Origin of the sequence: Natranaerobius trueperi (assembly GCF_002216005.1) — a bacterium.
In the GTDB taxonomy this organism is placed as follows: domain Bacteria; phylum Bacillota; class Natranaerobiia; order Natranaerobiales; family Natranaerobiaceae; genus Natranaerobius_A; species Natranaerobius_A trueperi.
Window position 1 is genome coordinate 21,269 of sequence record NZ_NIQC01000027.1, and the last position, 13,184, is coordinate 34,452.

Genomic DNA, 13,184 nt, shown 5'->3' on the forward strand with positions numbered 1-13,184 from the left:
TTAAAAAACCCCCTTTTATTTAATTAAAACTTTTAAAAAAATCAGATTTCTACTAATCCCCGTATTCTTCAGCTAACTCATACCCCCTCTCAAATGCCTTCCAATTCAGTTCTTCGGTACCTTTTGGTACATAATTTGATATTGCTTCTTTTGTTGTGGACTTAGAAACTGCTTGTGTAAAGTATACTGTAGCTCCTAAAGCCACCATATTTGCTACTATCTTTTTTCCGATTTCCGTTTCAGCTGTTTTTAAAAATGGTATTTGGTGCAATTCACCACATGCTTTATCAATCTCTAGTTGACTATCAACCAAGACTTTACATTCTTCAGATATATCAGTTGTATATTTGTTAAAAGCCTCTTCAGTTAAAGTAAGTAAAAAATTTGGAGTTGTTACTTCAGGATAATCAATTTCTTCATCACTAATAATAACTTCTGACTTACTTGCTCCACCTCTAGCTTCAGGGCCGTAACTTTGAGTCTGAATAACGTTTTTACCTTCTTTCGTAGCAGCAGAAGCTAAGATAATTCCAGCTAATATCAAACCTTGGCCACCAGAACCACTTAATCTTAATTCCCACCTTTTCATGATCTCAACTCCTTTTCCCTAACAGTATCAAGCATCTGTTGGTACTTTTCCGTATACTCTGGTCTTGACTCATCTTTCCATAATTCTCCTAAAACAATTTTTCTTGCTTTTTTCTCTTCAGGTAACTTGTCATAGGCCCTAACACTAACGGTATTTTCTTTCTGCCAATTTAACATATCAATAGCAGTCTTTAATTGATTTCTTCTACCATAATAAGTAGGACATTGGCTTAAAGCTTCTACAAATGAAAAACCTTTATGTTTTAGGGAATCGGTAATTACTTGTGTTAGTTGTTTAGTCTGATAAGTAGCGCCTCTACCTACATAAGTAGCACCTGCAGATTTAACAAGTCCACACAAGTCAAATGAAGTTTCAACATTTCCATAAGGAGAAGTAGTTGCGTAGGCATCAGTTGGTGTCATTGGAGAATACTGACCACTAGTCATTCCATAAATATTATTATTAAATACAATAGTAGTAATCCCAATATTTCTTCTAGCCGCATGAATCAGGTGATTACCTCCAATTGCAGTACTATCTCCATCCCCTGTTAAAACAATAACGTTAAGGTCTGGATTTGCATGTTTTACTCCTGTAGCATAAGCTAAAGCTCTACCATGGGTTGTGTGAAGAGTATTAAAATTCAGATAACCAGGAGCTCTAGAAGAGCAACCAATACCAGATACTACTACTGTTTTTTCTTGATCTAAACCTGCTTGATCAATACCTCTTATAAGACTATTAAGTATAATACCATGGCCACAACCCGGACACCATATATGAGGAATTTTATCTAAACGTAAGTATTTTCTTAAATGGGCGCTCATTACTTTTCCTCCCTTTCAATGGATTTAATAATATCCTGAGGAGTGATAAGGTGAGTATCAACTCTATGAACTCCTCTTACATTTTGATTTGAATCAACACACTTTTCAACTTCTCCTAAAATTTGCCCTAAATTCATTTCTGGAACTATTATATTATTAACACATTTTAAGTATTGAGTTATCTGTTCATAAGGGAATGGCCAAATCGTTTTTAGTCTAATATACCCTATCTTTTCACCTTTAGTGCTAAGGTCCTTACATGCACTAATAGCTGATCTTGCTACAGACCCATAAGAGATTATAACTGTTTCTGCATCTTCTGGTATATCTACTTCTAGATCAATAATCTCATCTGAAGCCTTTTCAACTTTATCTACTAACCGTTTAATTAAATCATCTACAATCTCTGGTTTTAAATTTGGAAAACCCGTCTTGTCATGATGTAAACCAGTTACATGATAGGGTTTACCTTCACCAAAGTTAGCCATAGGTGGAATTCCATCTTCATCAGCTTGATAAGGGAAATATTCTTCTTCATTTTCATTAGGTTTTTTTCTATTTATGATTTTTATTTCATCCCTCTTAGGAAGGTTTACATTTTCTCTTAAATGCCCAACCACTTCATCTAATAAAAGTATTACTGGAGTCCGAAACTTTTCTGCTAAATTAAAAGCTTGAATCGTCATATCATATGTTTCTCTAACTGAGTAAGGAGAAAGAGCAATTACAGGATGGTCTCCATGAGTTCCCCATTTTGCTTGCATAACATCTCCTTGTGAAGATGCTGTAGGACCTCCTGTACTTGGTCCACTTCTTTGGACATTAACAACTACACAAGGAACTTCTGCCATACAAGCATAACCTAAGTTTTCTTGTTTTAATGAAAAACCAGGACCACTAGTTGCTGTAATACTTTTTGACCCAGCTAGAGATGCCCCAATAATAGCTGCCATACTACCAATTTCATCCTCCATCTGGATGAACTTACCGCCCATTTTTGGTAATTCTTCAGCAAAACCTTCAGCCACCTCTGATGATGGGGTTATTGGATAACCTGCATAGAAAGTTGCGCCAGCCTGTAAGGCACCTTTAACACAAGCTTCATTCCCTTGCATTAACACAGCTTCACTATTTTTCATTAGATTCATCCTCCTTCTTTACAACAATGGCAAAATCAGGGCACCGAAGTTCACATAATCCACATTTAATACAAGCTTCATGATTTTTTACAATTGCCTTTCCTTTCTTATCATAATCTAAAACTTTCTTAGGGCAATATTCAATACAAATACCACACGCTTTACACCATTTTGAAGCTACTTCAACCGGTATAGACCTTTCAGTGCTCATCAATTTTCCCCCTAACTTTTTGTTTTAAATCCACTAAAGTGGTTTTAAGTAAATTCAATGAAGCTTCATCAGGCTTGAAAATCACCTCCACTATATCTTTTTTTTCACTAATGATTTTCTCTAAATACTTCTTTCTCCCTGGACTTGTTACAATTTGATCAACTGAGTTAACAAAGTTGATTAATTCATCTTCAGAAGTATTAGTCGTATAATAGATCTCTATGTTATTTATTCCGGTTTTAGATATAGCATTTTTAAATTTTTCTGCAAAATTTTCAGATTTGCAAGCTAAACCAATCTTTGTTTCCTGTGAAAAACGAGCTATCTTTACAACAGTTTCCATTTGCAGTTCGAGTGCTATAGGAACAATATCGACATTTAAATTTTTTAATAGGTCTTTAATTTCTTCTAAATGAAAGAATGTTGTGATAATAACATCAACATCTTTTAATTGTTCGTTATAACTTTCTGTATTTTCTTTTAAATCTGATAATAGGACTGGTAATATCGATACACCTTGATCGAAATATAATTCATTGACAAAATAATTTATTTGTTCTTCATTGCATTCAATAAAAGCAATTTTAAGCTGTGTTAACATCTCTTGCTTTTCACGAGCTCTTATATGAGTAATATCTAGAAATTCATCTAAAGAAAAACCTAATTGTATAGCTTCCTCAATAGAAACATCAATAATTTTTAACAAACGCTCTTTTCGACTCTGTTGCTTAAGTTTATCATCTTGTTCTGAAACAAATGTACCTCTACCTTGATGACAAACTATCACACCTTCTGTTTGTAATTCCTTATATGCCATGCTAACGGTATTTCTACTAACTTGTAAACGTTCTGATAATTCTCGTTCAGTAGGTAATTTCGTACCGCTTTTCCAAAAACCAGACTCAACAAATTGTTTTATATTGTTAGCAATTTGTAAGTAATATGGAACACTTGTTTTTCTGTCTAATTCAAACTCCATAACATCACTTCCCTTATAGTTGGATCATGTAATTGGATTAGTCCAATATCTCTTCATTATAATTTCTAATAAATTCCTTCGGTAAATATTACAAATTTCCTTCTATTTTTTTGAAAAAAACAGACCAATGGATTAATCCATTGGTCCAATGTAGCTCCTCTTTTTTAATTTTTCAATATGATTACAACTGATCCCTTTCACTCCAATATCATCAGAATGTAAATCATTAAATTCATGAAAATCTGATCCTCCGGTTATTAATAATTCTTTGTCTTCGCATAATTTTTTCCACTCGATTTCAAAATTAATGGAATGCGAAGGGTGATATAATTCCACCCCTTGAATACCTAAATCAATTAATTCTAGTAAATACTCATATGGACTTTTTACTAAACCTGGGTGAGCCCAAACTGCTACTCCACCATTATTTTTGATTAAATCTATAGCTTCTTTAGGAGTTAACTTTTCTCTTGGAACATATGCAGGTTTATCTTTTGCTAAATATCTATCAAAAGCTTCTACTACATCATTTACATATCCATAGTTAACAAGTTCTCTTGCAATATGTGGTCTTCCGACAGTCCCAGCCCCTGCATTTTTAAAAACATTTTTTTTAGATATTTCACAACCTAAGTCCGATAAATTTCCAATCATTTTCTCAATTCTAACTGTTCTTTCAGAACGCATGGTTTTTAGAGTTTCATTAAGCTTTTTTGAATATATGTCAATAAAATAGCCCAGAATATGTATTTCTCCATCTTTATAGTCACTAGTAATTTCTACCGCAGGAACCACTTGAACATTTTGTGAATTATTATTTTCCATTAATTTTTTTGTTCCTAGTAATGTATCATGATCAGCTAAAGCCATATAAGACAAATTTTTATTGTCAGCTCTTTGTAATAATTCTTCTGGTAATAAAATTCCATCAGAAGCCGTTGAATGGACATGTAGATCTCCAAAACATTTCATATCGATACCACCTTTACTTATACATCAAATACTAGTTTGGTAACACATTTTGTAATACCCTTATCCAGTTAGTTCCAAGGATTTTTTCTATACTTGATTCTGATAAACCCCTTTGTAGTAAATAATCAGTTAAATTAGGTAATTTTGAGGCATCCTCTAAGTTTTTAGGAGGACTTGTCATACCATCAAAATCAGATCCAAGGGCTACATAATTATCACCAACTAAATCTACAATGTATTTTATATGTTTATATAGATCTTCCAAATCTGCCCTTGGTTTATTTGTTAAAAACTTACTAAAAAAATTAATACCTAATAAGCCGCCTGATTCTGCAATAATTTTTATTTGCTCATCAGTTAAGTTTCTAAGATGGTTATTTAGAGAAAATACATTAGAGTGACTTGCTACGATCGGTGAGTCAGTTATTTCAATAAGATGATAAAAACTATTTTGTGATAAATGACTCACATCTATTAACATACCTAGTTGGTCCATTTTGCTCACTACTTGCTCCCCGAATTTAGTTAAGCCTCCAGCTTTATTTTCAAGGTCACATCCATCTGCTAGTTCATTTCGCCTGTTCCAAGTTAAAGTTATACCTCTAACACCTAATTCATATAAAGCTGTTAAATGTTCAATTTTACCTTCTAGAGCTTCACCACCTTCTAAAGTTAATAAACCATATACTTGGCTATTATCACTATTATTAACGGCTTTTTTTAAACCATCCTTTTTTTCAATAAATTCTAATTTACCTTGTCCACTTTCTTTTACATTACCTTTTAAACGTTCAAGTAATTGTATGCTTCTACTAAATGATGAACCAGGAATAAAAGTATCATCTACAAATAAGGCGAAAAATTGAAGGTTAATACCTCCTATTTTCATCTTTTCGTAATCAAGATGAACTGATTCATTTCTTTCAAAAAAATTATAAGAACCATCAAAATTTAAAGCAGAATCACAATGACCATCAACTACAAATGATTTGTCATGTATATTTTCCATATAAACACCCCTCTCTTTATTGTAGATAATTAGAAAAAAAAGCGCCACTAAGGGCGCTTAATTTAACTGCAAATACAAATTTAAATTATAAAATAAGTAAAATAAAAAGAAACTATCGAGGCTGAACGATTAACTTAATTGCAGTTCTTTCCTCACCATCGATTTCTATGTCTGTAAAGGCAGGAATAGAAATAAGGTCAATACCGCTAGGTGCGACAAAACCTCTTGCGATTGCAACTGCTTTGACAGCCTGATTCAATGCACCGGCTCCTATAGCCTGAATCTCTGCACTGTTTCTCTCTCTAATAACTCCGGCCAATGCACCTGCAACAGAGTTAGGATTTGAATTTGCTGAAACTTTTAATACTTCCATTGATCAAACCTCCTATAAGATATATTGTATGATAGTTCTACAGTAAATGTATTCTACAAAATACTAAAAATTCCTTTTTTAAATAAATATTTTTCTAAAATTCGTGTAAATCTTGAATTCGTTCTATATCTTTGCATTTACCATCGGCCTCTTCAATTTCGATCACGACACCATTAAACTGCACCTTACCCGATGCTACTTCAAATCTTTCTGGAAGCTGTGTTAAAAAGTTATTTATTACAGGTTCAGATTCAACACCTAATATTGATTCATACGGTCCAGTCATACCAATATCCGTTATATATCCTGTACCATTTTCAAAAATTCGCTCATCAGATGTTTGTACATGAGTGTGAGTTCCAACAATAGCCGAAGCCTTACCATCTAAATACCTACCTAAAGCCATCTTCTCAGAAGTTGCTTCAGCATGAAAATCTAATAAAATTATCTTGCATTGTGATCTCAACTCTTCTATTATAGTAGAAGCCTTCTGAAATGGACAATCTAAATCAGACATAAAAACTCGTCCTGATAAATTTATTATACCAATATTGTTTCCATTTAATTCAAAAATATGATAACCTCTACCAGGTGTTTTGACTGGATAATTAGCTGGTCGCAAAATTCTAGTTTCAGAATCTATGAAATCGAATATTTCTTTTTTATCCCAAATATGATTACCAGATGTTGCAACATCAACACCATAAGTAAAAATATTATTAATTACTTTTTTATTAATGCCTTTACCACCAGCTAGATTCTCACAATTTGCTATAGTAAAATCTATATTATAATTTTCTTTAATTTTAGGTAACAGATCACGTATACATTTCCGTCCTGGATTTCCTACTATATCACCTATCATTAAAATCCTCATTTAGTTTCCTCCCCTAATATTTTTACATAATTAATATTTTAAAAATAAGTGTCCCCAAATTAGGGACACTTATTTTTAAATCTGCATTATTTAGCATATTCTACAGCACGAGTTTCTCTTATTACAGTAACTTTAATTTGTCCAGGATAGTCTAGTTCTGCTTCAATTTGTTTAGAAATATCTCTCGCTAAATTTATAGTTGTATCATCATTAATTTGTTCTGGCTTTACCATAATCCTTATTTCCCTACCTGCCTGTATAGCAAAAGCCTTTTCAACACTTTCATAAGAATCTGCTATTTCTTCTAATTTTTCAAGACGTTTAATATAAGATTCAAGAGTTTCTCTACGTGCTCCAGGTCTAGCTGCTGAAATTGCATCAGCTGCTTGTACTAAAACAGCTTCTAATGTTTCTGCTTCTTCGTCACCGTGATGTGTCAAGATAGCATGTAACACATCAGAGGACTCTCCATATTTTTTACCCAATTCTGCTCCTATTGTCACATGAGGTCCTTCGTATTCATGGTCAACAGCTTTTCCTATATCATGCAGTAGCCCTGCTCGTTTAGCTGTTGCTACATCTATTCCAAGCTCATTGGCCATAACTCCACATAATCTCGAAACCTCTATAGAATGATTTAAAACATTTTGACCATAACTTGTTCTAAACCTTAGTCGACCAAGTAATTTAATTATTTCAGTATGAAGTCCGTGAACCCCTGTATCTAAGCTGGCTTGTTCACCTTCTTCACGGATTCTCTCATCAACTTCTTTTTTAGCTTTTTCTACCATTTCTTCAATTCTTGCAGGATGAATTCGTCCATCTGATACTAAATTCTCAAGTGCTACTCTAGCTATTTCTCTTCTTATGGGATCAAACCCTGACAATATAACAGCTTCTGGAGTATCGTCTATTATCAGATCGATCCCAGTTAATGTTTCAAGGGTTCTAATGTTTCGCCCTTCACGCCCGATAATTCTTCCCTTCATTTCATCATTTGGAAGTGAAACAACAGAAACTGTCGATTCTGCTACATGATCCACAGCACATCTTTGAATCGCCATAGTTATGATATTCCTTGCTTTTTTATCTGCTTCTTCTTTAGCACGACTTTCCATTTCTTTAATCATCATAGCAGTTTCATGACTGATATCATCTTTTACCCGGTTAAGAAGCATATCTTTTGCCTCTTGAGTTGTCAGACCAGATAAGTTTTCTAATTCTTCTACCTGTTTGTCATAAAGCCGATTAAGTCCTTCTTCTTTTTCTATCAGTTTTTGTTCTTTGTCAGCTATCTCTTTTTCTTTTTGTTCATAACGTTTTTGTTGTTTAGTTAATGAGTCTTCTTTTTGTTCTAATTTCCTTTCATACCTTTGAATCTCATTACGTCTTTCTCTGCTTTCTTTTTCTAGTTCGTTTCTCTGTTTATGGATATCTTCTTTCGCCTCAAGGAGAGCTTCTCTTTTCATTGACTCACCTTGCTTTTTGGCATCCTCAAGTATTCTATTTGCAGCCTCCTCAGCAGAGGTAATTTTAGCTTCTGCAATCATTTTCCTAATAAGATATCCAATTAGTAAACCTATCGCTCCAGCACCTACTGGTAACAGTATATCAATTAGACTGTTAATTAATCCTCACCTCCTGCTTTGCTAAATTGCTATTTAATGCAAATCAGCAAATATTATTGCGAGTGAATTAAAAAGAGCTAGTTAGTCAGGAGGGCTAACCAAAGTAAACATGTCTATTAAATTGTATCCCTATTTATAGGTCATGTCAAGAAATAGCTTAAATCCATTGTTTTATTTTACCATATATTTAATAACTTTAAGATTGCATCTTCTGAAAAACCTCTGCGTTCAAGATATACTGCTAATTTTCGTTTAACTTTTAAATCAACTATTTCAATATTTTTTTTACATATTAATTTTTTAGCTAAATCCATTTCTTCTTCATGTGAGATATCATTTACTATTTTATCAATTATTTCTTTATCAATACCTTTATGTTTTAGTTCTAATCGTATTCTTTTGGGACCAATAGGGGTATTAGTATTAAACACCTTACTATACACATATTCCTTAGCAAAATTATAGTCATTTAAAAAATCAAATTCATATAATCTGTTAATCACTTTTTCTACAATTTTTAAGTCATAGCCTTTTTTTAGTAAGTAATCTCTCATCTCTTTTGTAGTTTTTTGACGATGAGTCATAAATTTAATAGCTCTTGAATATGCTCCGTGAAATTGATCTACTGTATCAGAGTCTGACATGTTCTATCCCTTCTTTGCCTTCTTATTCTGTTTTGTATTATCCTTTTGTTCTTCCTGATCTTCTTCATTTGATTCAGTCTGACCTAAATTATAATGCTGTAAGACCTGAAGCTCTATGGCTTCTGAAATATCAGGATTGTCCCTAAGATAGTTTCTAGCGTTTTCTTTACCTTGTCCTAATCGATCATCACCATATGAATACCAAGGTCCACTTTTTGTAACTATATCTAATTCAGAAGCTAAATCCAAAATATTGCTTTCTTTAGAAATGCCTTCACCATACATGATATCGAACTCAGCTTTTTTAAATGGTGGTGCCACTTTATTTTTTACAACCTTAGCTCTAGTTCTATTTCCTATTATATCATTTCCCTTTTTTAAAGATTCAGTTCTTCTAACTTCAATCCGTACTGAAGAATAGAATTTAAGAGCTCGTCCTCCTGGAGTTGTTTCTGGATTACCAAACATAACCCCAACTTTTTCTCTAATTTGGTTAATGAATAAAGCGGTTGTTCTTGATTTTCTAATTGAACCTGATAATTTTCTTAATGCCTGGGACATCAATCTAGCTTGAAGACCAACATGAGAATCTCCCATTTCGCCTTCTATTTCAGCTTTAGGAACTAAGGCAGCAACAGAGTCAACAACTATAACATCTATAGCCCCGCTTCTAACTAGGGATTCAGCAATTTCTAATGCTTGTTCACCAGTATCAGGTTGAGATACTAATAGCTCGTCAATATTAACTCCAAGATTACGAGCATATGCCGGATCTAAAGCATGTTCAGCATCTATAAAAGCTACATTACCTCCACGCTTTTGTGCTTCAGCAACTGAGTGTAATGCAACAGTCGTTTTACCAGAAGATTCAGGTCCATAAACTTCAACAACTCTCCCCCTAGGTAAACCTCCTATTCCAAGAGCAATATCTAAGGATAAAGCACCAGTTGGTATAACATCTACATTTGCTTTTGCTGTATTTTCACCTAACTTCATAATTGAACCTTTACCAAATTGTTTTTCAATTTGAGATAATGCCATATCTAAAGCTTTTTGTTTTTCCATTTTTAACTCCCCTCCCATTGAAATCTTTTAACTATATTTAGTCTGAATGTTAAAAATTCTCCTTTTATAAGTAAATATCCTTCTTTTTTAATTTTATCGTAAATATTCTTCAACTACAAACCTTTCTATTCTATACCCTGATTCTAAATGTCTAACTTTTATTAAATCAATAGCCACAGGTTTTTTATCTCGGTTAAAATGTAAAACTGCCATGCTGTATGGGATATCTGCCCCCCCTTCTAGACCACGAATTCCAGCAGCTCCAGTTGTTCCTGCATTAACTATTAACTCTCCTTCCTCTTTATCCACATCAGGACGATGTGTATGACCTGTTAAAATAATCGGGATGTCTTCTCTAAAATGTTCTGCTATATGCGGGTGATGAACACCCAATATATCAGGCTCAACACCTTTTTCTTCAATTAATTGTTCTAATCTTATAGCATAGTCATCTAAAAAACTTTCATCTGGCACTGTCATTGCTGTAGAGTCTGCTGATGGATCTTCTATTCCAGCAATTTTAAAATCTAATACTTCAATTATCTCTTTATTATTAATAGCATGAACATTTTCAACTGACTCCAGTCGCTTAATAACTTGTGGTGAATCATGATTACCAGAAATAAAAACATATGGTACATTAAATCCTGAAATTCGAGAAGCTAATTCAGCTTCAAGAGGTGAACCATAATCAGTAATATCCCCTGTATCTATAATCATATCTACTTGAAAGTTTCTCACTATTTGAGCCACTAGATCTAAACTAGCAGGATTATTATGAATATCAGAAACGTGTAATACTTTGTGGTCTCCTTCAATTGCACCTAATCCTTCTAAATCTCGTACTTTTTCAAAAAACATAAACAAATTTTCTGAAAGAGTTTGAAGCTGTAAGCTAACATCATCTAAAGCACGAAGACTATCATCTACCACACCCATCACCCAAGGATAAGCTTCTAACACTCCATCAAATTCAGGGTTTTCAAAAGCATTTACATCATAAGTAAAAAAAGTTAATAATAAAAGAGCTATTATAACTAAGGTTGGAAACAATGTTCCAAATAACAATTTATCGCGATTCCTATAACCACTTATTAGTGTACCAAAAAATCCACCAGCGCCCCCTAATACAATTAATTTAATAGAAAAAGATCTTATAATTGAGTGGATTTGATTCTCAAACTCCAAAACAAGGTCTTCTTTTGGTGGAGACATAACTAATTTAGTTAATTTATCTAAATCCATACTTTCTAAATTAACATTTAATTTAACAGGTGAACTATGAGTCTCTGCACTTACTTCACCTATTGGTGATAAATCAATTGTTGTTAAACCATGATCAATAATCTTTAATTCCGCTTCTATCATAAAAGGTCCTAAATTATATGTAGAAGTACTTAAAAGAGATACAAAGGTTAGTCCCGTCACTACTGATATAAGAAAGAGTTTGACCATTTGCGCTGTTTTAGTGTTCATCTTAGACATATTTTGATTCCCCTATTTAAATGTTTTTAAAATAAAACACCTCAACTCATTTAAAGCTAAATCTGCTGAACCATTTTTTATATCTTCTCTACTTCCAGGTAGAACAGTCTTTAAATGTCTTGACTCTTTATCACTAGTTATTACAATATGGATTAAACCTACTTGATCTCCTGTAGGACCTGCGTACCCTGTTATTCCAACCCCTATATCTGATCTAAAGATTTTTCTAACATTATTAGACATATGAAAACTAGTTTTTTTACTAACAGATGTAAACTTATCTAATACATCAGCACTTATGTTTAGACTGTTTTTTTTAGCATAGTTAGAGTAAGCTGTTATTCCACCAATCAAAACATTGCTAGCACCAGATACATTGGTTATTTTATTAGTTATCATACCACCTGTTATTGATTCTGCTGCTGCTAACGTTATCTTCTTTTCTTTCATCTGTCTAGTAACTATTTCTTCAAGTTTATCATTCTCTGCTCCCCATAAATTTTCATCAAAATGTGTTTTAACTTCGTTTTCAACAAGGTTAAGAGTATTTATCATTTTATTTTTATCTTTTCCTTTAGTTTTTAATTGTAAGTAAACCTGATGTCTAAAAGCCAATGGGCTTATTTCTACTCCGTCTGGTAAGTTCATCTTTGAAAGTTCTTGGTCTACAACAGATTCACCTATCCCTATTAATTTAAGAGTTTTACTTAAAGTATAATTTCGGTTATTTGGGAACTTTTGTTTTAGGTATGGTATTAATTGTTCATAGACTAAAGGTTTTAATTCCTTTGGAGGACCTGGTAACATAACAATGATCTTTTCATCATGTGTCAATAAAAAACCTGAAGCAGTCCCTATTTTATTTGTTAAAATTCTTGCTCCTTTTGGTATATATGCTTGTTTTTTATTATTATCACTCATTGGTTTTTGAATACATTTAAAAAACGAATTTATTCTTTCATATTCTTGATCACTAAATTCTAACGGCAACTGTAAAGCATCAGCTAAAGTTTCCTTTGAAATATCATCTCTAGTAGGACCTAGACCGCCTGATATTATAATAACACTAGATCTACTCACAGAACTCTTTAATAATTCGTATAAAGCTTTACTATCATCACCTACAGTTTGATGATACTTAACACTAACTCCTATTGAAGTTAATTGATCTGCTATATAACTAGCATTTGTATTTAAAACTTTACCCTCTATTAGTTCATCACCCACACTAATTATTTCTCCAGTAATCAAAAAATCACCCTCCCTCTATAAAGTAAAATTTTCTTTTAAAAAGCTCTTTCGTTCTCAGAATTTCAATACTATCCATTTTAAACATCTAGGTAAAAACTTGAATATCCGATAAAATCTGTAAGAGATAGAGCACCT

Annotated in this window: 14 protein-coding genes; all 14 read right to left on the bottom strand. The window is 32.8% G+C overall.

Annotated features, from left to right (window positions below):
- Positions 1-52: 52 nt before the first annotated feature.
- Positions 53-589, bottom strand: coding sequence for a 2-oxoacid:acceptor oxidoreductase family protein (locus CDO51_RS10395; RefSeq protein ID WP_205842219.1), 537 nt, complete (start codon positions 587-589; stop codon positions 53-55).
- The gene (locus CDO51_RS10400; RefSeq protein WP_089024205.1) at positions 586-1,416 is read right to left on the bottom strand and encodes a 2-oxoacid:ferredoxin oxidoreductase subunit beta; all 831 of its coding nucleotides are present in this window, start codon (positions 1,414-1,416) and stop codon (positions 586-588) included. Before CDO51_RS10400 ends, CDO51_RS10395 begins: the two co-directional genes overlap by 4 nt.
- Positions 1,416-2,555, bottom strand: a complete 1,140-nt coding sequence (locus tag CDO51_RS10405; RefSeq protein WP_089024206.1) for a 2-oxoacid:acceptor oxidoreductase subunit alpha — start codon at positions 2,553-2,555, stop codon at positions 1,416-1,418. Before CDO51_RS10405 ends, CDO51_RS10400 begins: the two co-directional genes overlap by 1 nt.
- The gene (locus CDO51_RS10410) at positions 2,545-2,766 is read right to left on the bottom strand and encodes a 4Fe-4S dicluster domain-containing protein (RefSeq protein WP_089024207.1); all 222 of its coding nucleotides are present in this window, start codon (positions 2,764-2,766) and stop codon (positions 2,545-2,547) included. Before CDO51_RS10410 ends, CDO51_RS10405 begins: the two co-directional genes overlap by 11 nt.
- Entirely contained in the window at positions 2,756-3,745 is a 990-nt protein-coding gene (locus CDO51_RS10415) for a GntR family transcriptional regulator (RefSeq protein ID WP_089024208.1), read from the bottom strand. The genes CDO51_RS10410 and CDO51_RS10415 overlap by 11 nt, the downstream gene beginning before the upstream one ends.
- 132 nt (positions 3,746-3,877) lie before the next feature.
- Positions 3,878-4,717, bottom strand: a complete 840-nt coding sequence (locus CDO51_RS10420; RefSeq protein ID WP_089024209.1) for a PHP domain-containing protein — start codon at positions 4,715-4,717, stop codon at positions 3,878-3,880.
- Positions 4,718-4,748: 31 nt separating this feature from the next.
- Positions 4,749-5,726, bottom strand: coding sequence for a dipeptidase (locus CDO51_RS10425; RefSeq protein ID WP_089024210.1), 978 nt, complete (start codon positions 5,724-5,726; stop codon positions 4,749-4,751).
- Between the two features lie 112 nt (positions 5,727-5,838).
- On the bottom strand, positions 5,839-6,099 hold the full coding sequence (locus CDO51_RS10430) for a stage V sporulation protein S (RefSeq protein ID WP_012447932.1): 261 nt from the start codon (positions 6,097-6,099) through the stop codon (positions 5,839-5,841).
- 94 nt (positions 6,100-6,193) lie between these two features.
- Positions 6,194-6,976, bottom strand: coding sequence for a TIGR00282 family metallophosphoesterase (locus CDO51_RS10435; RefSeq protein ID WP_089024211.1), 783 nt, complete (start codon positions 6,974-6,976; stop codon positions 6,194-6,196).
- Between the two features lie 86 nt (positions 6,977-7,062).
- Positions 7,063-8,526: a ribonuclease Y gene (gene rny, locus CDO51_RS10440; protein WP_240503550.1), complete on the bottom strand. Its 1,464-nt coding sequence runs from the start codon at positions 8,524-8,526 to the stop codon at positions 7,063-7,065.
- 254 nt (positions 8,527-8,780) lie between these two features.
- A complete protein-coding gene (locus CDO51_RS10445; protein WP_089024213.1) occupies positions 8,781-9,248 on the bottom strand; it encodes a regulatory protein RecX in 468 nt (155 codons plus the stop codon).
- 3 nt (positions 9,249-9,251) lie between these two features.
- Positions 9,252-10,313, bottom strand: coding sequence for a recombinase RecA (gene recA / locus CDO51_RS10450; protein WP_089024214.1), 1,062 nt, complete (start codon positions 10,311-10,313; stop codon positions 9,252-9,254).
- A 93-nt stretch (positions 10,314-10,406) separates the two neighbouring features.
- Positions 10,407-11,798 (bottom strand): metallophosphoesterase family protein, encoded by a 1,392-nt coding sequence (locus CDO51_RS10455; RefSeq protein ID WP_089024215.1) that lies wholly within the window; start codon positions 11,796-11,798, stop codon positions 10,407-10,409.
- Positions 11,799-11,810: 12 nt separating this feature from the next.
- Positions 11,811-13,049 carry a competence/damage-inducible protein A gene (locus CDO51_RS10460; RefSeq protein WP_089024216.1) on the bottom strand — a complete coding sequence of 413 codons (1,239 nt, stop codon included), beginning with the start codon at positions 13,047-13,049 and terminating at the stop codon, positions 11,811-11,813.
- Positions 13,050-13,184 lie beyond the last annotated feature (135 nt).

Coding starts and splice junctions, on each gene's coding strand:
- CDO51_RS10395 (WP_205842219.1), bottom strand. CDS start 589: ATGAAAAGGTGGGAATTAAGATTAAGTGGTTCTGGTGGCCAAGGTTTG.
- CDO51_RS10400 (WP_089024205.1), bottom strand. CDS start 1,416: ATGAGCGCCCATTTAAGAAAATACTTACGTTTAGATAAAATTCCTCAT.
- CDO51_RS10405 (WP_089024206.1), bottom strand. CDS start 2,555: ATGAAAAATAGTGAAGCTGTGTTAATGCAAGGGAATGAAGCTTGTGTT.
- CDO51_RS10410 (WP_089024207.1), bottom strand. CDS start 2,766: ATGAGCACTGAAAGGTCTATACCGGTTGAAGTAGCTTCAAAATGGTGT.
- CDO51_RS10415 (WP_089024208.1), bottom strand. CDS start 3,745: ATGGAGTTTGAATTAGACAGAAAAACAAGTGTTCCATATTACTTACAA.
- CDO51_RS10420 (WP_089024209.1), bottom strand. CDS start 4,717: ATGAAATGTTTTGGAGATCTACATGTCCATTCAACGGCTTCTGATGGA.
- CDO51_RS10425 (WP_089024210.1), bottom strand. CDS start 5,726: ATGGAAAATATACATGACAAATCATTTGTAGTTGATGGTCATTGTGAT.
- CDO51_RS10430 (WP_012447932.1), bottom strand. CDS start 6,099: ATGGAAGTATTAAAAGTTTCAGCAAATTCAAATCCTAACTCTGTTGCA.
- CDO51_RS10435 (WP_089024211.1), bottom strand. CDS start 6,976: ATGAGGATTTTAATGATAGGTGATATAGTAGGAAATCCAGGACGGAAA.
- rny (WP_240503550.1), bottom strand. CDS start 8,526: ATGATTGCAGAAGCTAAAATTACCTCTGCTGAGGAGGCTGCAAATAGA.
- CDO51_RS10445 (WP_089024213.1), bottom strand. CDS start 9,248: ATGTCAGACTCTGATACAGTAGATCAATTTCACGGAGCATATTCAAGA.
- recA (WP_089024214.1), bottom strand. CDS start 10,313: ATGGAAAAACAAAAAGCTTTAGATATGGCATTATCTCAAATTGAAAAA.
- CDO51_RS10455 (WP_089024215.1), bottom strand. CDS start 11,798: ATGTCTAAGATGAACACTAAAACAGCGCAAATGGTCAAACTCTTTCTT.